We start from the raw sequence: 21079 nt of genomic DNA on the forward strand, positions 1-21079 counted from the left end.
CGAGATTGGCAAGGCGCTCTGGGTGTTATGCTCAGGGCTTTGCGGGATACCGCCTTTCTGTTTGGACTCCGTCCGAGTAGCGCGGTCGCGTCAGCATCGCGTAGTGACAACGGAAACGGACAGAATGCTATCGCTTCACCGCTGAGCAGTAATGCTCAGCAGTGTTCAGCGTAAATGTATCAGGTAGTGCTGTGGGATCTGGCAACTGATGCTCTCTCTGGAGCCCAAGGGCCTGGCAGACGGCCCGATCAACTTGGCGGAGTACATCGACCATACCCTGCTGCTGCCGATGGTGACCCCAGAGGAGATCGACCAGGGGTGTGAAATTGCTCTGCGCTATGGCTTCCCCACCTTTTGTGTGCCTCCCTGCTACGTGCCGCGGGTGGTTGAGCGGCTGCACGGGTCGCCAGTACGGGTGAGCACAGTGGTGGGGTTTCCCCTGGGCACCAACACGGCGGAGGTCAAGCTCTACGAAGCTCAACTGGCGGTGGAGCAGGGGTGCCGGGAGCTGGATGTCCGCCTCAACTTGGCCTGGCTCAAGGCGGGGGAGCTGGATCGCCTCCATGCCGAGATTGCCCAACTGGTGGAAGAAACGGGGGTTTGCGTCAAGGCCATTTTGGAAACTGCCCAGCTCACTGACGAGGAAAAAAAGCTGGCCGCCGAGATCTGCATGGACGCGGGAGTTGCCTTCTTGATGACCTCCACCGGCTGGATGGGAGGGGCGACACCGGCCGATGTGCAACTGCTGTGGCAGCTTAGCCGCGGCAGGGTGGGAGTCAAAGCTTCCGGCGGCATCCGCACCGTGGCGCAGGCGGAGGCGATGATCGCCGCGGGGGCGAGCCGCATCGGCACCTCCTGGGGGCTGGAGCTGATGCGAGAGCTGGAGGCTAGAGGAGCCGGCGGCCCATGAGCGGGGTCACCTACCGGGTGACGGGTATTAACCTCAAAGCGATGCCGCTGGGGGAGGCGGATCGGATCATTACTATTTTGACCCGCGAGCAGGGCTTGATTCGGGCGGTGGCCAAGGGATCCCGTAAGCAGCTTTCCAAGTGGGGAGGGCGGATGGAGCCCTTTGTTGTCAACGATCTGCTGGTGGCGCGGGGGCGTTGGTCGGCCCAAACGGATCCCTCGCAGTGTCTCCAGCGCATCGCCCAGGCAGAAACCCTGCAGAGTTTTCCCCGTCTTGGCCGCAGCCTGGCCCATCTGACGGCGGCGCAGTACTTGGCAGAGGTGGCCCTGCTTTTGGCCCTGCCCAACCAGCCCCAGGAAGAGCTGTTTGTGCTGCTGGTGGAGCATCTGGAGCGCATCGAGCAGGCCCCTGCGACAGAGGCCGTTTTGCCGCTCCTTGTCCATGGGCTCTACCACCTTTTAGTGGTGGGGGGGGTTGCCCCCTCAGTACAAGCCTGCTACTCCTGTGGGGAGGAGTTAGCAGGTGAGGCTTTCTTCTCTCCCCACGCGGGTGGCCTGGTCTGCGATCCTTGTCGGCTGGCGCAGCGGCTCAGCCCAGTTGCCTGGGTCTCCAGTTCTGTCCTGCAGGCCTTAGGATCCCTGCCCAACCCGACCTTGCCCTCGCTGGCCGAGCGTGCGCTGCCTCTGGCGAGTTGGCTGGCGGCAGAACGTCTGTTGCGGCGGGTTTTGGAGCTGCATGCCGACCGCGCAATCCGTTCCGCTGGCCTGCTGGCCAGTTGCTACTCTGTCCCTGTTGCCGAAACCCTCCCTCCTACCCCCAGTGGCCAGGGATCCCCAGTGGCGGCAGCAGCTTTTTCTGAGGAGGATTCCGAAACGCTTGGCAGCAACCTGAAGAAGTTGTGAAGGTATGTATCAAGTCGAGCAAAATAGCTGCACAATAAAGGGTTAAGGCGGGTTAGCAGCCGCTTCTGGATGATAAATTGGGTGGTAGAAAGTAACCTCTTAGTAACTTCTTACGAAGGCCTCTCAGGTTTGGCGGCGGTCGACCGGGGTAGCGTTTGGGGAGGAGTGCCACACCTGTGCTACCGAGCAGGAGCAAGTGAAGTTGAAGTTGGCGCTTTTAACAAGATTGAATCGACTGCCGGGCGAGCCTTCGGTGTTTGTTTTCTGAAGCTCCATCCTTGGGTTGCGGTTTCCGTTGCCGACAAACAAGGGTTTGGCAGCGTTGCAGCTCCCGGGGTGAGTCCACCCCTCCAGGAGGAGCCCCTGAGGAGGCTGCATCTGACCACCTCGAGTTCGCGCTCACCTCAATTTTTTCCAATCCTTTTCATTTAGAAGTTTAGGAGTTGCAGCACCGTGGAAGCCCAGCGCAAAGAACGGATTCTCGTGGTCGATGATGAGGCCAGCATCCGCCGCATTTTGGAGACCCGCCTCTCGATGATCGGGTACGACGTGGTTACTGCTGCCGACGGAGAGGAGGCGCTGGAGGTTTTTCGCAAGCAGGATCCTGACCTGGTGGTGCTGGATGTGATGATGCCGAAGCTGGATGGCTACGGGGTCTGCCAGGAGTTGCGCAAAGAATCCGACATCCCGATCATCATGCTCACGGCGTTGGGGGACGTGGCCGACCGCATTACTGGCTTGGAACTGGGGGCAGACGACTACGTGGTTAAGCCGTTTTCGCCCAAAGAACTGGAGGCCCGCATTCGTTCGGTGCTGAGGCGGGTGGCGCGGTCGTCCCATGAAGGGATCCCCAGCTCAGGGGTAATTCAGGTGGGGGATCTTCGCATCGATACCAACAAGCGGCAGGTTTACAAGCGGGACGAGCGCATCCGCCTGACGGGGATGGAGTTTAGTTTGCTGGAGCTGCTGGTCAGCCGGTCGGGGGAGCCGTTTTCCCGCGCCGAGATTTTGCAAGAGGTGTGGGGCTACACGCCGGAGCGCCACGTGGATACGCGGGTGGTGGATGTCCACATCTCGCGGCTGCGGGCCAAGTTGGAGGATGACCCGAGCAACCCTGAGCTTATCCTGACAGCCCGCGGTACCGGCTATCTGTTTCAGCGCATCGTTCCAAAAGGCGAGGAGTAGGACGGGATCCCCCTTAGTAGCTCTTCCAGGGCTGCCCGCACCTGTTGCAGCACACCAACCCAGTTGCCGCGGGCTTCTTGGCGGAATAGGCGCATCACCCTGGGGTACCAGGGGCTGTCTTGCCGCTGCAGTAGCCAGCGCCAATCAGCGGCAAAGGGCAGCAGCACCCACACCGGCTTGCCCAGCGCCCCAGCCAGGTGGGCAACGGCAGTATCGACGCTAATTACCAGATCCAACTGGGCAACTGCCCTAGCAGTATCAACAAAATTCCGGAAACGGGATCCCAGCTCCACCACCTGGTGCTGCTTGAGAAGGGGTTCTACCTGGCTTAGATCTTCACCCACCTGCAGGCTAACCCACTGCACCTGGGGCAGATTAAGGTACTCGAGGAAGAGGTTAAGAGAACAGCTTTTTAACCTCTGCACCCGGCTGAGGGCGAGGTCGTCGCGGCGGCCACTGGCCCACACCAGCCCCACCTTTATCCCCCTCTGGGGAAGCTCTGGCCAATCTTCCGGCCAGGCGGAGCTCCCATCGGGACAAACCAGATAGGGGATGCGGTCGGGAATTGTCTCCAGCGTGGTGCCCAGGCGATGGGGCAGGCTAAGCAAGGGCAGGTGCCAGTCGAAGGGGGGCAGGGGATCCGTATCGGAAATGACCTGGACTTGAGGAAAGGAGGCTCGCAGCAACTCGACTAGGGAGTGAGGGCAGCGGAAATAGAGGGAGGCCTGCGGATGGGCGGCGGCCAAAAGGGGCAGGTAGCGCGCGAACTGAATTGTGTCTCCCAGCCCTTGTTCGGCGTAGACAAGCAGCGTCTGCCGGCCCAAGGGGGATCCCGTCCACAGGGGCAAAGGGAAGCAGGGGTAGGCCGCTCCCTGGCGCTGCAGCCGCCACTCGTACTCCTGCCACCCCTCCTCGTAGCGGCCCAGGGTGAGCAGGGCCGTGCCCAGGTTGTAGTGGATCTCCGGCCAGTCGGGGGCCAACTGCAGGCCGCGCCGATAGGCCTCGATAGCGGCCTCGAGTCGGTTTTGCTCTTGCAGGACGGTGCCCAGGTTGTTGTGGGGCTGCGCCTCCCCTGGCAGCAGCGGGATGGCCCGTAGCAGACAGTCGGCGGCCTCCTCCAGGCGATCTTGCAGGTGTAGGCAGTGGCCGAGGTTGACGAGGATCCGCCCCTCCTGCGGCGCCAGGACAAGAGCGCGGCGAAACCAGGCTTCGGCTTCTGCAAGCTGGTTGTCGAATAGGAGGGCATTGCCCAGAGCTGCCAGCGCATAAGCCTGAGGAGGTTGGGCCGCTGCCGCCTGTCGCAGCACTGCAATCGCCTGCTCCCGTTTCCCCAAAGCCAGCCAACAACTGCCCAACCGGAAGAGCAGTTGCCCGTCGTTAGGGGCAAAGGCCAGCCCCTGCTTGTAGGCGCGCGCCGCCTCCTCCGGGTTGCCCAGCAGCATCCAGGCATCGCCCAGCTCCTGCCAGGCCGGCACCCAATCTCTCCGTAGGTGCAGCGCCAGTTGCAAAGGGGTCAAAGCTTGGCGGGGATCCCCCATCTGCAGATAGAGGGATCCCAGCAACGCCTGGGCGGCGAACAGGTGGGGATGGGCCCGGGTAAGCTGCCGGCAGAGGTGCAGTGCTGTCTCCAGATCCCCTGCTTGTCGGTGGCGCTCGGCCAGCGCCAGGGTCGCCTCTGGGGAAGGGAAGGGGGATAGACCGGAGCCTCTTCCTAGGCCTTTTGGCCCAGCCGTCTGCCGGTCGCCCTTTCCTCGCCCAAAGCCCTGTGGCACGGTTTTTCCCTTGGTGGATCCCTTTTTTGCCCTTCCCGCCGGTATTCAGCAACAGCGGGACATCTCCCTACTCAGGTTAACAGTTCAGGTGAATAGGACGTTCTTGACAGAGCGTTCCTACCCCCCCGCTCCTGAATCGGGCCATCCTCGGCGCTTGCCTTGCGAGGGCTCAGTTGCGGCGAAACAGGCTGTCTAAGTAAATACGGGCAGCGCGCCGATCCGTGTCTCCGCTCTGGAGCAGGAATAACGAGAGCGCTGCCGTTACGACCCGATCTTGATCCCAATCGGGGTGACGAGAGAGGTAGTTTTTGAGGGTGTCGTGTAGCTCCTCGGGAATTTCGCTCAAAATGCTGACGGTGGGAGAATCCATAGCCCAACCACCTACTCGGGGTTAACAGGGAAACCAAGAAAACCTAAGGAGCCGGCCAAAACCGGGCCTGCCCAGAAGGGAAAAAACAAGCCAACCCAGCTCTCTAACTTGGGTACGCCGGGGGCCGCATCGGCCCCGCCAAAAGCAAGACAGTGTGTAGAAGTTTGCCCCTAGCCCGTCCGGCAGCGGCCAGAGGATACCAAACTGCCCCTTGGCCTTGTCTCAGGCAGGAGAAGGGATAGAGTTTTTGGGCAAAGGGTTCTTTGCCTCTGAGGAGAGCTGCCAGGAAAATCTCCCCCTCACCTCAGGTGCGGCTATTCTGCCCTCTGCCCCATGGGGGGTGTCAATCCTGGGCAGCGGCTCCAAGTTTGTTCAAGCCCGCCGCCGGCTTTGATGCCATCGGCAAAAACGGCGCGATCCCGTTGCGTTTCTCAAGGTGTATCCGTCTGAACTTTCCAGTTTGGACTTTTCCACAAAAACCCTCGCTGCCGTTTCCTGAGGTCACAGGCCTGTGGAAAACAGGCCTCCTCTCTGTGGAAAGTCTGGGGAAAACCTGTGGATTTCTGAGAAATCTAAATTTGTCCAAAAATTTTTCTCGCGAGCCCCCTCAGGGCCACTCGACCCGGTAGCGCAAAAACAGCTCCTTAGAGCCACGGTGGCACTCCAGCAGCTCCAGTTGGGGCGGGGATCCCTGCAGCTGCCAGCCCTCGATGCTGGCGGGCGCATCGGCATACCCACTCAGCAGCACCGGCGCCAGGGTCACCCACAGCTCATCCAAGGCCCCTGCCTGCAAAAACGCCCCCAAAAGCCGGCCCCCGCCCAGCAACCCCACCCGTTCGATGCCCAAACTGCGCAGGCGCGCCAGCCGTGCCGGCAGATCCCAATCGGCAGCCACCCAGATCTCTTCAAAGCCGGTTCGGTTCTGCCAAAGCCGGGATCCCTGGGGAGTTGTCCACAGCCAGCGGGTGAGGGGCTGGCGAAAAAACGGCAAATCCTCAGGAATCTCCCCGCTGCCGGAGCAGATGATCGTCAGGGGCTGAGGGGAGAGGCCCTGCTGGAGTCGGCGTTGGATGAGCTCGGGATCCCGGATGCGCAGGCTGGTGCCGTAGGCCCGCAGCGTGGCCGCCCCCATGATCAAAGCCTGTTGCCGGGCAGCTTGGGTTTCCAGGTGCTGGTGGTCTTCGGCGCTGGCGAAGTGGGGCCTTTGCCCGCGGTGGGTGGCGATCCTGCCGTCCAGACTCTGGGCCAGGATGGCAACCACGTGAGGACGAGCTGTTTTCAAAGGCAACTCTCGAACAATTGGCCAGAATGGAGTTAGAAGTTGTCGCCCCGGCTGCCGCTTCGGTTCTGGGGTCGCCTCAGCCGGATAAGTATGCTCGGGACATTCCAATCTTCCACCATCCGCATCGAGGTCGAGGCCAGTTCCTCGACCTTGCAGCGCTGCTTGACCGAGGTGGGGCTGTTGCAGCAGTGGCTCTGGCCGCAGCAGTTGCAGGGATCCCTGCCCGCTAGGCTGGAGCTGGGCAGCACCTTTGCCGTCCAGTGGGGCCCCGTCTCGATCACGCACCAGGTGGAAACCCTGCTGCCGAAACGGCTACGCCTACTAATGTGGGGCGGAGCCGATGGCTACTGCGACTGGATGTGGGGCAACGGCTGGGTACAGCTCCGGGTTGAGGCCGTCTCCCTCCTGCCCCTTGGACTGGGGCAGTTGCTGCTCCTGAGGCAGTTGCAACAGTTTGCCCGACGCCAAGAACAACAGCCCTCCTGAGCAGGAATTAACCAAAGCGGGCGCTGCAATAAAATCCGTGGATCCGCGGTTTATCGAGCTAACTTGTAGGTTTAAATCTCCCTTCCTCAAGGGTTTTCTGCTACGAGAGATGTACTAGATTTACTAGTCACAGCGAAGGAGCCCGATGAACCCTCCCCTAGCTGCAGCCGACCAGGAAAAGTTTGAGATCCGTTTGGGGGAAGCCCTCAACAAAGCGGGGTTGCTCACCCCCGCCCAGTTGGCTCAGGCCATGTGGGAAAAGGCGGATAACCCCTTGATGTTGGGGGAGCTGTGCATGCAGCACGGCTGGGTTGCCCCGCAAGATCTCTATCCCTTTATCCCGGTCGAGTTGGTGCGCATCGGCGAGATCCTGGTGCTGCATGGGTATCTGGAACTGGAGCACGTGTATCAAGCTTTGCTTCAGCAAAAGCACCACCCCGAGCGCAAGTTGGGGCAGATCCTGGTGCAGCAGGGCTGGGTGCAGCCCCACTGGTTGGAGTGGGCCCTCGACAAGCAGCAGCAGCTCCGGCGACGGCGAGGAGCTGCCAACAGTTGGGAAGTGATGCTGGAGCAGTGGTCCACCATTCCGGATCAGCCCCCCCTCTACGCTTCGCCGCTGCAGGTGGCGCAGCAAGTTCACAAAGCTACCGCGCAATACCAAGCCCAACTGGAGCGCTACCAAGAGCAGGTTGCCGCCCTAGAAGCGCAACTGGAGCGGGAGCGACAGCAGCTCGTTGAGTCTCAATCCCGCCAGCAGCAGCAGCAACAGCGCATTGCCGAGTTGGAAGCCCAACTGGCGGCTCAAATCCAGCAGGGATCCGAGCAACACAGGGCTGCCCAGCAGCGCATTCAGGAGTTGGAGGAGCAGCTCCGAGCGCAGCAAGATCGGGGATCCGCGCAAGTCCAGGCACTGGCCGAGCAGTTGCAAGCTGCCCAGGCCGAGCTGGAGACCCTGCGGCGCCACTGCCACGAGCTGACGGAATGGCAATCTCAGGCCAAGCTCAAGCTGCAAGAGTTGGGATCCCGGCTGCAGCAGCATCAGCAAGCTGAGGCTCAACTGCGCCAGGCTCTTGAGCACAAGGAAGCCGAATTGGCCGCTCTCAGCCAATCGCTGCAGGAGCAGCAGCACCAGCTTCAAGTGGCCCAATCGACGAAGGCCCGCCTCATTGCCGACCTGGCCCACGCCCGCCAAGAAGCCAGCCAGACCATCCACCGGCTGCGGGGGGAACTTCAGGAAGCCCAGACCCAACTCCAGGTAACTCAAGAACGCCTGCAGGAAGTCCAAGCCCAACTGCAAGCCACCCAAAGCCATCTGCAGTCCACCGAAGCCCAGCTCCAACAGGCCCGAGAGCAGGTGCGCCAGCTCCAGGCCCAAGTGCAGGCCAACCGGACGCCGTCGCCTGCCCCGGCTACCCAAACTGCGAGCGTGGCCGAATCGACCGCAGATGCCGAGCTGCCGCCTCAGGAGTATTTGGGAGAAGAAGATCTGGAAGCGCTGCAGCGGGCCAACCCTTGGGTGCGGCGGATCTTGACCCAGTTGCGCGCAGCCGGTCTCCTCGACAACGCCGGCATCGAAACCGTCCTCCACGCCTGGGAAACAGAGGGCGGCACTTTCACAGACGTGCTGACCCACCACAGCGGCCTCAAGCCGGAGACAGTCAAGTTTTTCAGCGAAGACGGCTACTCTGTCTACCTGGCAGGCGGACGGCACGTGGCCGACTACCTTAAGGCTTCGGGGCTGGTCAGCGCCGCGCAAATCCAGCAGATCCAAGAGCACCTACCCCCTGGGGGATCCCTCTGCCAGGCGCTTGTCGAAGCCGGGATCCTGTCGCAAGCCACCGCCCTCTATTTTGAGCGCCACTTCGGTGGCAAAAAGCCCCGTCGCTCCCTGCGGCAAGAGCTGATGTTGTGAGAGCGGATCGGGGATCCGCACCTCTTTCCCATCTCTTGCACCGGCAAGGGATCCAAAGGCAAATACGGGCTGCCGGCAGACCCCATGCGTCCACTGGAGACTAGGAACTAGAATGGACTCAGAATCAACAGCGACCGATTTTTGGCTGTTGAGAAAGTTGAATGTGACCTAGGTATCCAGATGTTGTCCTGAGTTCTGCTGCTATGACCACGGAAGCTCCCACTCGACCTGCTCAGCAGTCGTCTCCGTCGAGAACCCGGGTTCGCCAGCCCTACCCCCACTTCAAGGTGATCGTCTTGGATGACGATTTCAACACCTTTCAGCATGTTACCGAATGCTTGCTCAAGTACATCCCCGGCATGACCCTGCCCCTGGCACGGCAACTGACCGTGCAGGTGGATGCCGAAGGGCAGGCGGTGGTTTGGGTCGGCCCGCAAGAGCAAGCAGAGCTCTACCATCAACAGTTGCTGCGGGAGGGCCTGACGATGGCCCCCCTGGAGCCGGCCTGAAGCACGAGCTGCTCGTAGCTGCGCTCAACGGCGGCCAGTAGCTCTGCCTGGCCCCAGCCGGCATAGAGGCTGCTGACAATGGCCAGCCCACCCGCCCCCACCCCTTCCTTGACATAGCCCCGCTCGTAGGCCCGGAGGGGGGCATAGCGGCTTTGGGCAAAGCTGAGTTGGGTGGCCAAAAGGGGAACCTCGCCCAGCAGCTCCGCCAAACCCACCGTATTGCCCGAGGGATCCTCGGCCACCCAGCGGGTGGTACCTATGGCTACATTCTCCGGGGGCCAGGGGATCCCTTGCTCTTCCCCCCAGCGCCGCATCAGGGCCAGCACCGCCAGCATTTGGGTGCCGCCCGCCAGCAGCACCGGCCCCCGCTGGGCTGCCGCCATCGCCAGCCCGGCTACAAAAGGCTGCATCGGATCCCCCACAGCGGCCACCACCTCTGGGGCGGTAGCCCTGGCGGGAAGTCTGGCCAATCCCTGCCGGGCCAAGGCCAGCTTTTGGGCGTGGTTACAGACCGGGTGGCTGCTGTTGACCATGCCCTCTGCTTGCCAGCCCAGCCCCAACAACACTGCCAGCGCCGTGGTGGTGCCTCCCGCCACACATTCTCCGATGACGCAGTAGCTCGACTCCAGCCGGGATCCCCGCTCATACCCCTCCTGCCACAGGGATCCCACCTGCTCCAAAGACAGAGCCTGCCCTGTGCTCAAGCAGCGGGCTATTCCCCTGGCGCTGACCGTTTCTGCCCCCGGCAGAGGCTCCGGCAAACCACAGTCGAACACGCGACAGGGGATCCCCAACTCCCTCAGGACGGCGCGGCTGATCACCACCGGTGAAGGATAGCCATCGGGAGAGGTGGGCAGGCGGTGAGAATAGTCCCCCAGCAACACCTCTCCATCGGCAAGGGCCGTGTAGCGCCGCAAGGAGGGCGTGGCGCCGGCAGCCGAGATGCCGGGAATAAGGGCCGTTTCCGTAAACCCCAGGCAGGCCAAAAACAGCGGTCGGGATCCCTGCACCCGTTGGCACCACTGCTGGGCCAAAGACGGCTGCGTATAAGCCTTCACACCAGGAAAGGGGAACATAAGCGGGGCAGACAGGTCAAAACTCCATTCTCCACCCAAGCGAAGGACGGGATCCCGTACTGGCCGGAAAACGGCAGGGACTGCGACCCCCCAACCCGATCGGATAGGATGGGTATACCCAATGCAGTTTATTTAGGGCAGACGAAAGGCCATGAGCTTCTTCGACTCGGAGATCGTTCAAGAAGAAGCCAAGCAGCTGTTTCAGGACTTCCAAAACCTGATGCGACTTGGCGAGCGCTACGGCCAATTCGACCGGGAAGGCAAAAAAATCTTCATCGAGCGAATGGAAGAATTGCTGGAGCGGCAGCGCATTTTCATGAAGCGGCTGGAGCTCTCCGACGACTTTATGGCTCAGATGACCATCAAACAACTGCAAACCCAGCTTGGGGGGTTTGGGCTCACCCTCAGCCAAATGTTCGACCAAATGCACCAAACCCTAGAGCGCATGAAAGCCGAGGCCGACGCCGAGCGCTAACCTTGCTGGTGACCCCTCACAACGAAAAGGGATCATGTCCTCCTCCCGCCAGACCCGCAGCCAAAAACTGATCCTGGAAGTCTTGAAGCAGAGCTTGCGGCCCCTCTCGGCCCAAGAGATCTTCCTGGAGTTGCGCAATGCCAACCATAGCGTTGGCTTGGCCACGGTCTACCGGGCTTTGGAGGCTCTGCGCAACGAGGGCAAGCTGCAAGCGGTCAACTTGGGAGATCAGCAGACCTACTATCAGGTTTTGCCCAGCAACGGCCACAACCGCCATCACCTCATTTGCACCGAATGTCGGCGGGTGGTGCCTCTGCCGGATTGCCCAGTGGGAGACCTGGAGGAGCAGCTTGCCAGCCGCTACCAATTTGTCATCGAGTACCATGTGCTTGACTTCTACGGCATCTGCGCCGAATGCCGTGGGGAGAGCAGCTCCAACCCTGGCTCACAGCGATCCTCGTTGCCTTGAGGCCAAACCGCAATGATGAACTATCTCTGGACGCTGTTAATCGGATTGGCGGGCGCCCTGATTGCAGTCAAGCTGAGGCTGCCGGCAGGAGCTTTGGTGGGTTCGATGGTAGCAGTGGGTTTGGTCAATGTTTGGGGAGCGATCCCGATCCCCACTCCCCCAGCCGGGATCCGCTTTGTCATGCAGGTGGTGCTGGGCATTCTTTTGGGCAGCAAGCTCACCGCCGATACGCTGTTGGCCTTGAAAGATCTGTGGCGACCGGCCCTGCTCTGTACGGTGATTGCGGTGGGCACGGGAGTTTTGTCGGGGTACTTGATCTCCCGTTGGCTGGGGATCGAGCGCCTGACCGCCATCTTGGGCACCGCTCCGGGAGGCATTTCGGACATGAGCCTGATAGCCCTGGACATGGGGGCGCAAGCCAGCACGGTGGTGGTCATGCACCTGGCCCGCCTGATCAGCGTCATCGTGGTCGTCCCCTGGCTGGTACGGCTGCTGATCCAGCCGGGCACCAGCTAGGAACATCCCTAGAGCAGAGACATGGGGTGGGCTAGACTAAGGAGCGATACAGAACTTAACAACTCAACCTCCGCCTTGGAACTTTTCCCTTCTTCACTCACCTGCCATGGCGACGCTGCGGGATCCCCTTGGAGCGCTGCCCTCTGTTCTAACGTCTCCTCTGGCCAAGGCGATTGGTGGCCCCTGCAACTGTATTGGCAGGGGGAGGCAGATCCGCTACAGCCTGAGTTGGTGCAGGTGGATCCTGTGTTGCGCTTGCTGCTTTTGGGGGATGGCTTGACCACCCGCACTCTGGCTGCCTTGACCCAAGAGCCGATTCAGGCCCATCTGCTCGACACGGGCCGGGTCGAGCTGCTGGCAGAGCAGAGCGCCGCCCCCCAGTCCATGCAACGGCTGACCAAGGATCTGGCGCGGCTGGGATCCCCCTTGCTGCGGCGGCGGGTTTGGCTGTGTGGAGCAACCTCTCAGCAGCCCTTGCTCTATGCCACCTCTTGGTGGAACTCCGACCATCTGGCCCAATACTTGCCCCATCCCGATTTGCCCATTGGCCAAAATCTGATCCAAGAAAAACTGGAGACCTTTCGCGAAGTGCGTCGCCTCTACTATGGCGAAGCCGAGCCAGTTGCCCGGCTGCTCAACTGTCGCGGCCCTTTTTGGGCTAGGCATTATCTTTTGCTGCACCGAGGCCAGCCTTTGACTGTTATTTACGAAGTTTTTTCTTCCCGCCTACAGGCCAGGGTCTTGTCGGGCTAGGGCGACATCCAGCGGCGCACGGCTGCGGTGACTGCGGCTGCCACACCCGGATCCGACTGGGCGCTGGCAGAGATGCGGTGATAGTCCTCTGGGGTCAGTTGATGGGCGGCGATGATCTTGGCGGCTGCGGTTTCAAACTGTTGTTCAATTTGCCGACGTTCCTCGCTGCCCTTGGCCTGCTGCAGGCGAGTTTGGGTGGCCGCCAGAAGGGGCTGCACCGCCAGCAGAGCGCGGGCGAAGCGGTCGACCTGCTCTGGGGAAGGCTTCAAGAAGTCTTCAGAAGGGGCGGCTGGGGCCGAGATCCTCCTTTCCGAGGCGTTGCCCGTCTCGGATGTCTGGGGGACGGTGGCCAGGGAGGGATCCGCGTTGCCGGACAACTGAGGGGCGCCAACAACAGCCGTTTTGCCGGCCACATCCAAACCTTGGGCCGGGATGCGAGCATTCCAAAGGGCCAAGCTTGCCAAACAGAGAGCAGCTCCGCTCAAGACAGCGCTCAAGAGGGCCAGCCAACCGGCAGGGGCCACGGTCGGCTGCGGCACCGGCAAAGGAGAAGGCTGGAGGCTGAGATCGTAGGCCCGGCGCTGCCGGCTGTCGCTGAGGACGCGGTAGGCCTGTTGGAGCTGAAGAAACTCTCGCTGGGCCAATTGCCGCAACCCCTCGGGGAGATCGGCAGGCAGACGATCCGGATGAATCTCGCGCACCCGCCGGCGGTAGACGGCTTTGATCTCCTCCAGGCTGGCTTGGGGAGAAAGCCCCAACTGTTGGTAGTAGGTGGGGAAAACAGACGGAGTAGACATGGAAGACTCAGCTAGAAAACCATCGCCTCGGCAAGTGGGGATCCCTCTCTGTCGCCCAGCATATCCTCCCCGTTTCGGGAAAGCTGCTGGCCCATGCGTGGGGGCTTGCGGACAGGCTTTCCAGGGATGATTCTGGGATCCAGAACAACTTTCTCAAGGGATCCCTGTTTAGAAGTCCCAGAAGCGAGGGGATATGGTCTCAGAGCGCCCACCCTGGCAGCAGCGGCATCGACCGGAGCGGCGGCTGAGCAGGTGCAGCGGCAGACCCACCCGCCTGGCGCGGGATCTCCTCACCGGCTGGAGCTGATGCCGCGCCATACCCGACGCGATTGCGATGGGGATCGGGTAGAGGTGGGCCCACAGTTGAACATCTGGGCGGGCGTTTGCAAGTACGAGCTGAAGAACTTGCACGATCCGGAGTTGCAATGGCTGGCCGCCGAGCTGGGCTGCTGGCTGCAGGTTTCGGTCGAGAAGAAGGTATAGCGGTTAATCCAAGTAGGCGCTCAGCTCCTGCTCCAGGGTGGGCAACTGCACCTCTCCTCGTTCCAGCTCCTCTAGGTCTTGCAGTTGCCTGCGCAGGCGGGCAATCCGCTCTCGTAGATACTCTTTGATGCCCTTGGGCCCCAGGCTGAGGCAACTGCGGCAGATCTCGCCGTAGATTTGGCCGCGGTCGTTATAGACCACCGCCAGCAACACCTGCTGCCCCTTTTTTGGGATAGGGGCGGCCCATCCACCGCAGACGATGCAGGGCACCCGGCCATTGCCCCCGTAAATGCTGCGTTCCCAGACAACTCTCACGCGCGGCCTCACTGCAACTTTCGCCCACCAGCATAAAAACTCAGGGGGATCCCTTGCCACCCCGGAGCGCTCGCCAACTCCCCTCTCCCTTTGGGAGAGGGGTCGGGGGTGAGGGCTGGGAGAGGGGCCGGGGGTGAGGGTTGAAAAGGGATCCCTAAAGTCTAGGTGCCAGGCGAGGTGGGCCGAGAGCGATCGATGGTGCGATAGGTGAGGCTGGCCGCTACCTCCAGAGCTTTGGCGGCGTCGCGGAAGTAAAATCCCAGCTCCTCATCCTTTTCGGTGCGGTTGGGTTTATTGAACTTGGCCTTGAACTGCACATTGCAATACATGGCCAACCCCACCAAAACCTCCGACAAACCGTGCTGGTTGATCAGCCGCTCCACATCTGTAAGCAGGCTTTTGATTAGGGCATCGGCTACCGGTTCTGGCAAACTGTCCAGGTCGTGCATCGGGTTTCCTCAGCAAACGAGATGGAGAGCCGGTGGGTCTGGGATCCCGGCTCAACTTCTCCTGATTTTCCTGCATCTTTTTGGGAATGCCCAATCCTGTCGCTAACGCTGCTGCCCCTGCCGGAGCCCCAGGGTAACAACTGGAGGGCTCCCTGGCCGCCTGCTCCAGGCGACGGGCAAGCTCTTTGGAGCCGGGATGCCGCACGCGGTTCAGGTGAAGCAAATAGGCGTACGGCGCATCTGTTTTTGGAGCTTCCCCGCAAGGGACAATGCGAAAATAGGCCAAGCGCAGCGTAGAGTCCAGGTTTGGAGTGGAGCCATGCCGGTAGCTTCTGAATATGCCTTTCCCTTCGAGCACCACCAGAAGTTTTCCCTGGATAACCCCACCATCTCTAGCCCCGGCGTTTCCAAACGGGAATACGTGGCCAGCAGGGTGTTGCAGGGCATGCTCAGCAATCCCCAAACTGCCATTGGCAATCTCTCGCCTGAGCAGCGACAGGCTTTGGTCTACACGGCAGTGTTGTTGGCAGATGAGCTTTTGGCCGCCCTTAGTGCCCAGTGAGGGCTCCCGGCAAGGCTCAGGGCTGACCCAGCCACAGACCGCTAAACCCAAGGGTAAGCAGCGTCAGGGGCAGGCCAAAGCGGAGATGTTCCCCGAACGTTAACACATACCCCTTTCTAGCTGCCGCTTCGACGGTAATTAAATTGGCCACTGCCCCAAACAGAGTCAAGTTACCGGCCAGCGTAGAGCCGGCAGACAGCAACAGCCAGGCCGTCTTTCCCTGCAGCGGGAGCAGCGACTGCAGCAGCAGCACCGCCGGCACGTTGGAGATGAGGTTGGACAAGAGGGCGACAGCGGCCAGCAGCGCCAACGGGGATCCCGCCACCTGCTCCGCCCAGGGCCCCAGACTCGTTCCCCAGCCGGCCAGCAGCTCTCGGGTTGCCCGTGTCAGGATAAACAGCCCGGAGAACATCACCAGCAAGTTCCAGTCCACCTGCCCCAAAAACCGCTCCGGCTTCAGCCGGCGGGTAATCAGCAGCAAGGCCGCCGCCACCAGGGCCGACTCCGCTAGGGGCAGGCCGGCCACAAAGGCCCCAAACAGGCCCGCTGTAATGGCCACGCTCTTGCGCAACAGGGGGGGATAGAGGCGCAGCGGCGTCCAAGGCACCTGGGCGAAGGGCTGCAGCGAGCGCACCTCGGGGTAGTAGAGCCACAGCAGCCCCACCTCCAACAGCAGCCCCACCACGGCAATCGGGGTCATCTGGGCGGCAAACTCCAGGTAGCCGATCCCGGAGAAGGAGCCGATGAGGATGTTCTGCGGGTTGCCGCTCAGGGTGGCTACAGACCCTAGGTTGGTGGCCGCCGCCAAGCCCAAGAGGTAAGGAATAGGGTTCAGCCCCAGCACGGCTGTCACCTGCAACGTGAGGGGGGTAAACACCAGTGCCAGGGTATCGTTGAGGAGAAAGGCCGAGAGCAGCCCGCTGCCGAACACCAGCATGAGCAAAAGGCCAAAGGGACTGCGGCTAACCCGAATCAGGCCCAGCAAAGCTAGCTGGAAGGCGCCGCCCTGGGACAAGCTGGCGTTCACCACCATCATGCTGAGGAGAAAGACAATCGTGGTCGCGTCGATGGCTGCCCAAGCCTCCAGCAGCGGCACTGTTCCTAGGGCAATCAGCAAAGCGGATCCCGCCAGGGCAATCGTGGCCCGGTTCATGCGCAGCCTGGGCAGGGATCCCAGCCCCAGCCCGACATAGCTCAGGAGCAGCACCAGCCAAGACAGCGCTTGTTGCACCTGCCAGCCTCTTAGCCACCCCTAGAACTCGTAGCCAAATAGGCGCGGATCCGCCGGCTGCAAGTCCAGATCCGCCAGGCCGTATTCCGCCCAGCGGCGATCCACCAGACGGGCCACTTGCGGATCCGGGGCAAGCGGTTGCCGCCAGGGGGTGTCGGTTTCCGGGGGGATCTTGGTGGTGGCATCGATCCCCATCTTGCCCCCCAGACCCCGTTTTTCGGTGGCAAAGTCCAGGGCGTCAAAGGGGTTGTCCGGCAGAATAAACACATCCCGCTGCGGATCCACCCGCGAACACAGGCACCAGAGCACCTGCCGCGGATCCCGCACATTGATGTCCTTGTCCACCACGATGACGAACTTGGTGTAGCTAAACTGGGGCAAGGCGCTCCAAAAAGCCAGGGCCGCCCGCCGCGCCTGGCCGGGATAGGCCTTGTCGATGGACAGAATCGCCACCTTGTAGCCCAAGCCCTCCATGGGCAAAAAGAAATCCACGATCTCCGGCACCTGCTGCCGCAGAATGGGGGTGTAAATGCGGTTCAGGGCCAGCGCCATCATGTCGTTTTCTTTGGGAGGCTTGCCGCTGAAGGTGGTGAGGTAGATGGGATCGCGGCGGTGGGTGAGGCAGTGGAAGCGGATGAGCGGAGCTTGCTCGTTGCGAGGGCCGTAGTAGCCGATGTGATCCCCGGCAGGGCCGTCGGGGGCCACCTCCCCTGGCGTGATGGTGCCCTCCAGAACAATCTCGGCGTGGGCCGGCACCTCCAGATCCACCGTCTTGCAGCGGGCCAGGTGTAACCCTTCGCCGGCGTAGAGGCCGGCAAACAGCCACTCCGACAGATCCACCGGCAGGGGCGTAGCCGCCGCCAGGATCACGGCGGGATCCACCCCGATGGCCACTGCCACTTCCAGCTTCCGGCCCAGGGCCGCCGCCTTGCGCAAATGCCGGGTGGCCCCCCGCACCGACAGCCACTGCACCGTCATCGTGTTGCGGCTCTGGAGCTGCAGGCGGTACACCCCCACATTGGGAATGCCATTTTCCGGGTCTTTGGTAACCATCAGCCCCAAGGTCAGCACCCGCCCGGCATCGCCGGGATAGACCCGCAGCAGGGGCAGTTGGGTGAGATCCACCGCCTCACCCAGCAGCACCACCTGCTGACAGGGGGGGAAGAGATCCCGGCTGGGTCGAGCTTGGAAGACTCGGAACAGCGCCTGCCCCAGCTCCAGGGCCTGGGCAAAATTTTTGGGCGGGCGCGGCTGGTAGAGCAAGGCCAGTTTTTTCCCCAGCTCCTCCAGCTCCCGCGGCTGCTCCATCCCCAGCGCCCAGCAGATGCGCTCCACCGTGCCCAAAACGTTGATCAGCAGGGGCATCGAGGATCCCTTCACCCGCTCAAACAGCAGCGCCGGCCCCCCGCAGGCCAAGAGGCGATCGGCGATCTCGGCAATTTCCAGGTCGGGATCTACTTCTGCTGAAATGCGGCGAAGCTGGCCACGGGACTCCAGCAGGGCGATGAAACGGCGCAGATCTCTGGGCATGAAGGGAGCACTCGCGGGGATGAGGATCTCGCTAACTTACTTGTCGCGGCTGAGGGCCAGGCCGCTCATGAAAGGCTTTTGCAGGGCAATGAACACCACCAGCGGCGGAATACTGGCGATGATCGCCCCCAGCATCATGGGGCCATAGGAGGCGGAACTATCCAGGTTGAGCAGGGATTGCAGCCCCACCTGCACCACCTGCCGCTCCCGGCCTTGCACGATCAAGCGGGGCCACAGGTACGTATTCCAAGCGTAGACGAAGTGAATCACCGCCTGGGCTCCGATGGCGTTCCAGCTCAGGGGGATCAGCACCTGGGTGAGAAACTGCAGCGGGTTGGCCCCGTCCAGTTGAGCCGCCTCCGCCAGCTCGCGGGGGATGTTGGAAAAATGTTGGCGAAACAAAAACGTCGAGGTGGCGCTGGCCAGAAAGGGCACGATCAGGGCGTAGTAGGTGGATCCCCAGCCCAGGTTGGTGACCAGCCGCAGCAGAGCGATGATCAGAATTTCTGTGGGCATCATCAGGGTAATGAGCACAAAGCCGAAGGCCAGCCCCTTGCCCGGAAAGCGAAAGTAGACAAAGGCCAGCCCCGCCAATAGTGACAAAACCGTTTTGCCCACCGTGATGGCCGTGGCCACGATGGCGCTGTTGACCATGTAATGGCCTAGGTGACGCGCCACCATCACCTGCTGCCAGTTAAAGGCCAACGAGGAGCCAAAGGTCAATTGATAGCGAAATACCTCGGCATTGTTTTGGGTGCTCACGATCAGCGCATACAGCACCGGAAACCCCAGCGCCAAACAGGCCAGCCACAGGCCTAGGTGAACATACCAGCGCTCCGGGATCCAGCGCCGCCAGGACAAGGGAGAAGCCTTTTGGCGCACGGGGCTGGGCTGGGCGGCTAGCGACTGCGGATCCTGCAACAGTTGAGCCATGACACCTCCAGGCAGGGGACGCTTTTGCCCTCTCTGTTGAGGATAATTCGTCAGGGTTAACCCCAGGCTAAAAAGGCCGATCTGACCTGGGTTTCCAGCTTGGCGGGTACTTTTACCGACAAGAGGAAAGGGGTAGAGTAGAACAGCAGTGTCTAGAAGAGGATCCCATGACCCGAGGCTTTGGTCCCTTCGGCAAAATCCAAGAAGCCCTCAAGAAGGCCCAAGAGGTGCGCGACGGCGCTCAAAGGCTGCAAAAAGAGCTAGAAGAAATGGAGATCGTCGGCGAGGCCGGCAATGGGCTAGTGAAGGTGACAGTGAACGGCAACCAGGAGCCCCTCAAGGTCTCTCTGGATCCCCAAGTGCTCCAGGAGCCGGTGGATGTGGTGGAGGACTTGCTCCTGACGGCGATGGTGAACGCCTACACTCAGTCCGCCGAGACGATGCGCAAGCGCATGGAGGAGCTGACCGGAAACATCAGCCTGCCGGGGTTGGGGTTGGGCTGATCCCGGCCAGCCTGGCTTCCTATGTACACTCGCCCTTTGGCTCGCCTGATCGAGGAGCTGCAGCGCCTGCCCGGCATTGGCTCCAAAACAGCTCAGCGCCTGGCCTTGCACTTGCTCAACCGGCCTGCTGGCGAGGTCGAGGCCCTGGCCAAAGCCCTGCTGGAGGCTAAGCAAACCGTTAAGCATTGCTCCATCTGTTTTAACTGGTCGGCGGAGGATCCCTGCGAGATCTGTCGCTCGCCGCAGAGGGATCCGTCGACCTGGTGCGTAGTGGCCGATGTCAAGGATCTCATCGCCATGGAGCGCACCCGCGAGTTCAAGGGCCTTTACCACGTTTTGGGGGGTCTGATCTCGCCCATGAACGGGATCGGGGCCGAGCAGTTGCGCATCCGCGAGCTGGTGGCCCGGGTGGCGCGGGAGAAGCCCCAAGAGCTGATCTTCGCCCTCAGCCCTAGCGTGGAGGGGGAGGTCACTATGCACGTGGTTAAAGATTACCTGAAGCCGGTTGCCCCCGGCCTGCGCATGACCCGTCTGGCCTTTGGCCTGCCCATGGGATCCGAGTTGGAGTATGCCGACGAGGTTACCCTGGCCCGTGCCCTAGAAGCGCGGCAGGAGTTTTAGGCCCAGGTAACTGCGGGCTGGGCTTGCCCAGAGCAAGGTGTCCAACCCTGAAGTTGTTGCTAAGGTGAGGACCACGGGTCTTGTCATGGGATCCCGGCACTTACCTGAGGTCAAGAAAGTTCAACCAGCAACGCGGAGAGGGCAGCGATGGCGGATACGGCACAAACTCACCTCAGCTCAGGCACCGTCCAGGGGCTGGACTATGTAGTTCTGGGAGTGGCCTCTTGCTTCCAACGGGATGAGGACGGTCGCCTCAGGGAGGTGTTGGTGGCCGAGCCGGTTCCCGCCGCCGCCCTGGATTGCCTGGCCCAAGAGCGCCGCAGCACTTCCTACTGCCTTCTCTACGCCACTACTTACGCAGAAGTTGTCGACAACGGGATCCCGACTTTGCCCGCCGATGTTTTCCCGCCAGGGGTGGTGCTGGGAGAAGATTTTGTGGAGCGGCTACAAGCGGCGGCCCGTACGTACCGCAGCAAGCCCCAATTTCGTCACATCCCTCTGCACCAGGTCTGCACGCCAGAGAGGGGGGTGTTCAAGCTCCATTTCAGCGCTGAGCCGCGGCGGATTCTCAATGCGGCAATGGAAGTGAGGGATGCCGACAACATCAAGCAGCACCCCCACACCCATCAGCATTTCTAAGCCCGCTAGCAGCTATCGCTACCACATCCCTGTTGCCGAAACTAGGCAAATACATCGAGTCCCACCTTAGGGCCTACCCTTGGAAGAGCAGTTTACAGTGGCTGATACATTTACGCTGAACACTGCTGAGCATTACTGCTCAGCGGTGAAGCGATAGCATTCTGTCCGTTTCCGTTGTCACTACGCGACGCTGACGCGACCGCGCTACTCGGACGGAGTCCAAACAGAAAGGCGGTATCCCGCAAAGCCCTGAGCATAACACCCAGAGCGCCTTGCCAATCTCGTGGTAGCCTATGGTTGCACTTTGGGCATCTAAACACCTTTGCGCCACCCAACTTGGTGTGGATGTGCCCGCACTTGGTACAGGTTTTGCTGGTGTACGCTTCCGATACTTCCACG

General features: G+C 61.6%; 26 protein-coding genes and 1 pseudogene. 16 read left to right on the plus strand and 11 right to left on the minus strand.

What is annotated here, in order from left to right; all coding sequences use genetic code 11:
• The 4 genes and pseudogenes from SYN65AY6A5_RS14315 to SYN65AY6A5_RS04590 all read left to right on the plus strand — a co-directional run.
• Positions 1-174, plus strand: a pseudogene (locus SYN65AY6A5_RS14315) (RNA-guided endonuclease TnpB family protein); the annotation flags it as partial.
• A 34-nt stretch (positions 175-208) separates the two neighbouring features.
• Entirely contained in the window at positions 209-910 is a 702-nt protein-coding gene (gene deoC, locus SYN65AY6A5_RS04580) for a deoxyribose-phosphate aldolase (protein WP_099812139.1), read from the plus strand.
• Positions 907-1812, plus strand: a complete 906-nt coding sequence (recO, locus tag SYN65AY6A5_RS04585; protein WP_011430242.1) for a DNA repair protein RecO — start codon at positions 907-909, stop codon at positions 1810-1812. The genes deoC and recO overlap by 4 nt, the downstream gene beginning before the upstream one ends.
• A gap of 453 nt (positions 1813-2265) precedes the next feature.
• Positions 2266-2997 carry a response regulator transcription factor RpaB gene (locus SYN65AY6A5_RS04590; RefSeq protein ID WP_011430241.1) on the plus strand — a complete coding sequence of 244 codons (732 nt, stop codon included), beginning with the start codon at positions 2266-2268 and terminating at the stop codon, positions 2995-2997.
• On the opposite strand, the gene SYN65AY6A5_RS04595 is transcribed toward SYN65AY6A5_RS04590, so the two are convergent.
• The 3 genes from SYN65AY6A5_RS04595 to SYN65AY6A5_RS04610 form a co-directional block, all read right to left on the minus strand.
• Positions 2967-4769, minus strand: a complete 1803-nt coding sequence (locus SYN65AY6A5_RS04595; protein ID WP_011430240.1) for a tetratricopeptide repeat-containing glycosyltransferase family protein — start codon at positions 4767-4769, stop codon at positions 2967-2969. The two genes, SYN65AY6A5_RS04590 and SYN65AY6A5_RS04595, sit on opposite strands and share 31 nt — an antisense overlap.
• A gap of 169 nt (positions 4770-4938) precedes the next feature.
• Entirely contained in the window at positions 4939-5139 is a 201-nt protein-coding gene (locus tag SYN65AY6A5_RS04600) for a DUF2811 domain-containing protein (RefSeq protein WP_011430239.1), read from the minus strand.
• A 607-nt stretch (positions 5140-5746) separates the two neighbouring features.
• Positions 5747-6421: a RibD family protein gene (locus SYN65AY6A5_RS04610; RefSeq protein WP_011430237.1), complete on the minus strand. Its 675-nt coding sequence runs from the start codon at positions 6419-6421 to the stop codon at positions 5747-5749.
• A 90-nt stretch (positions 6422-6511) separates the two neighbouring features.
• Here SYN65AY6A5_RS04610 and SYN65AY6A5_RS04615 point away from each other — a divergent pair, with 90 nt between their 5' ends.
• The 3 genes from SYN65AY6A5_RS04615 (at position 6512) to clpS (ending at position 9328) form a co-directional block, all read left to right on the plus strand.
• Positions 6512-6907, plus strand: a complete 396-nt coding sequence (locus tag SYN65AY6A5_RS04615) for a hypothetical protein (protein WP_099812140.1) — start codon at positions 6512-6514, stop codon at positions 6905-6907.
• A 145-nt stretch (positions 6908-7052) separates the two neighbouring features.
• Positions 7053-8819, plus strand: coding sequence for a hypothetical protein (locus SYN65AY6A5_RS04620; protein ID WP_240527668.1), 1767 nt, complete (start codon positions 7053-7055; stop codon positions 8817-8819).
• Between the two features lie 203 nt (positions 8820-9022).
• Positions 9023-9328, plus strand: coding sequence for an ATP-dependent Clp protease adapter ClpS (gene clpS, locus SYN65AY6A5_RS04625; protein WP_011430234.1), 306 nt, complete (start codon positions 9023-9025; stop codon positions 9326-9328).
• On the opposite strand, the gene cobT is transcribed toward clpS, so the two are convergent.
• A complete protein-coding gene (gene cobT / locus SYN65AY6A5_RS04630; RefSeq protein WP_011430233.1) occupies positions 9277-10404 on the minus strand; it encodes a nicotinate mononucleotide-dependent phosphoribosyltransferase CobT in 1128 nt (375 codons plus the stop codon). The genes clpS and cobT overlap by 52 nt on opposite strands.
• A gap of 151 nt (positions 10405-10555) precedes the next feature.
• On the opposite strand from cobT, the gene SYN65AY6A5_RS04635 reads away from it, so the two are divergent.
• From SYN65AY6A5_RS04635 to SYN65AY6A5_RS04650, 4 genes are all read left to right on the plus strand, one after another.
• Positions 10556-10879 (plus strand): DUF1825 family protein, encoded by a 324-nt coding sequence (locus tag SYN65AY6A5_RS04635; RefSeq protein ID WP_011430232.1) that lies wholly within the window; start codon positions 10556-10558, stop codon positions 10877-10879.
• 34 nt (positions 10880-10913) lie between these two features.
• Complete coding sequence (locus SYN65AY6A5_RS04640; RefSeq protein WP_099884003.1) at positions 10914-11348, plus strand: transcriptional repressor; 435 nt, start codon at positions 10914-10916, stop codon at positions 11346-11348.
• Between the two features lie 12 nt (positions 11349-11360).
• Entirely contained in the window at positions 11361-11864 is a 504-nt protein-coding gene (locus SYN65AY6A5_RS04645) for an AbrB family transcriptional regulator (RefSeq protein WP_228375487.1), read from the plus strand.
• Positions 11865-11939: 75 nt separating this feature from the next.
• Complete coding sequence (locus SYN65AY6A5_RS04650; protein ID WP_240530983.1) at positions 11940-12617, plus strand: chorismate pyruvate-lyase family protein; 678 nt, start codon at positions 11940-11942, stop codon at positions 12615-12617.
• On the opposite strand, the gene SYN65AY6A5_RS04655 is transcribed toward SYN65AY6A5_RS04650, so the two are convergent.
• Positions 12614-13414, minus strand: coding sequence for a DUF4168 domain-containing protein (locus tag SYN65AY6A5_RS04655; RefSeq protein WP_099812143.1), 801 nt, complete (start codon positions 13412-13414; stop codon positions 12614-12616). The two genes, SYN65AY6A5_RS04650 and SYN65AY6A5_RS04655, sit on opposite strands and share 4 nt — an antisense overlap.
• Before the next feature lie 306 nt (positions 13415-13720).
• Here SYN65AY6A5_RS04655 and SYN65AY6A5_RS13970 point away from each other — a divergent pair, with 306 nt between their 5' ends.
• Positions 13721-13897 carry a hypothetical protein gene (locus SYN65AY6A5_RS13970; protein WP_168174238.1) on the plus strand — a complete coding sequence of 59 codons (177 nt, stop codon included), beginning with the start codon at positions 13721-13723 and terminating at the stop codon, positions 13895-13897.
• A gap of 3 nt (positions 13898-13900) precedes the next feature.
• Here the strand turns inward: SYN65AY6A5_RS13970 and SYN65AY6A5_RS04665 are convergent, their stop codons facing one another.
• Both SYN65AY6A5_RS04665 and SYN65AY6A5_RS04670 read right to left on the minus strand, forming a co-directional pair.
• The gene (locus SYN65AY6A5_RS04665) at positions 13901-14212 is read right to left on the minus strand and encodes a hypothetical protein (RefSeq protein ID WP_011430227.1); all 312 of its coding nucleotides are present in this window, start codon (positions 14210-14212) and stop codon (positions 13901-13903) included.
• A 161-nt stretch (positions 14213-14373) separates the two neighbouring features.
• Positions 14374-14661: a hypothetical protein gene (locus tag SYN65AY6A5_RS04670; protein ID WP_011430225.1), complete on the minus strand. Its 288-nt coding sequence runs from the start codon at positions 14659-14661 to the stop codon at positions 14374-14376.
• 319 nt (positions 14662-14980) lie between these two features.
• Here SYN65AY6A5_RS04670 and SYN65AY6A5_RS04675 point away from each other — a divergent pair, with 319 nt between their 5' ends.
• A complete protein-coding gene (locus tag SYN65AY6A5_RS04675) occupies positions 14981-15223 on the plus strand; it encodes a hypothetical protein (protein WP_041438297.1) in 243 nt (80 codons plus the stop codon).
• A gap of 16 nt (positions 15224-15239) precedes the next feature.
• Here the strand turns inward: SYN65AY6A5_RS04675 and SYN65AY6A5_RS04680 are convergent, their stop codons facing one another.
• The 3 genes from SYN65AY6A5_RS04680 to SYN65AY6A5_RS04690 are packed head-to-tail and all read right to left on the minus strand — an operon-like array spanning position 15240 to position 18917.
• A complete protein-coding gene (locus SYN65AY6A5_RS04680) occupies positions 15240-16454 on the minus strand; it encodes an SLC13 family permease (protein ID WP_011430221.1) in 1215 nt (404 codons plus the stop codon).
• 21 nt (positions 16455-16475) lie between these two features.
• Complete coding sequence (locus tag SYN65AY6A5_RS04685) at positions 16476-17984, minus strand: UbiD family decarboxylase (protein ID WP_099812145.1); 1509 nt, start codon at positions 17982-17984, stop codon at positions 16476-16478.
• A 36-nt stretch (positions 17985-18020) separates the two neighbouring features.
• Positions 18021-18917, minus strand: a complete 897-nt coding sequence (locus SYN65AY6A5_RS04690) for a carbohydrate ABC transporter permease (RefSeq protein ID WP_011430219.1) — start codon at positions 18915-18917, stop codon at positions 18021-18023.
• A 167-nt stretch (positions 18918-19084) separates the two neighbouring features.
• Between SYN65AY6A5_RS04690 and SYN65AY6A5_RS04695 the strand changes: the two genes are divergently transcribed.
• The 3 genes from SYN65AY6A5_RS04695 to SYN65AY6A5_RS04705 all read left to right on the plus strand — a co-directional run bounded on the left by SYN65AY6A5_RS04695 (position 19085) and on the right by SYN65AY6A5_RS04705 (position 20680).
• On the plus strand, positions 19085-19420 hold the full coding sequence (locus SYN65AY6A5_RS04695; RefSeq protein ID WP_011430218.1) for a YbaB/EbfC family nucleoid-associated protein: 336 nt from the start codon (positions 19085-19087) through the stop codon (positions 19418-19420).
• Between the two features lie 21 nt (positions 19421-19441).
• On the plus strand, positions 19442-20041 hold the full coding sequence (recR, locus tag SYN65AY6A5_RS04700; RefSeq protein ID WP_011430217.1) for a recombination mediator RecR: 600 nt from the start codon (positions 19442-19444) through the stop codon (positions 20039-20041).
• A gap of 147 nt (positions 20042-20188) precedes the next feature.
• Positions 20189-20680: a hypothetical protein gene (locus SYN65AY6A5_RS04705; RefSeq protein WP_011430216.1), complete on the plus strand. Its 492-nt coding sequence runs from the start codon at positions 20189-20191 to the stop codon at positions 20678-20680.
• A 110-nt stretch (positions 20681-20790) separates the two neighbouring features.
• On the opposite strand, the gene SYN65AY6A5_RS04710 is transcribed toward SYN65AY6A5_RS04705, so the two are convergent.
• Positions 20791-21079, minus strand: a 289-nt coding sequence (locus SYN65AY6A5_RS04710; protein ID WP_143597111.1) for a zinc ribbon domain-containing protein, incomplete at its 5' end; no start/stop codon positions are given.

It is taken from the genome of Synechococcus sp. 65AY6A5, from assembly GCF_002760415.1.
Taxonomy (GTDB): Bacteria; Cyanobacteriota; Cyanobacteriia; order Thermostichales; family Thermostichaceae; genus Thermostichus.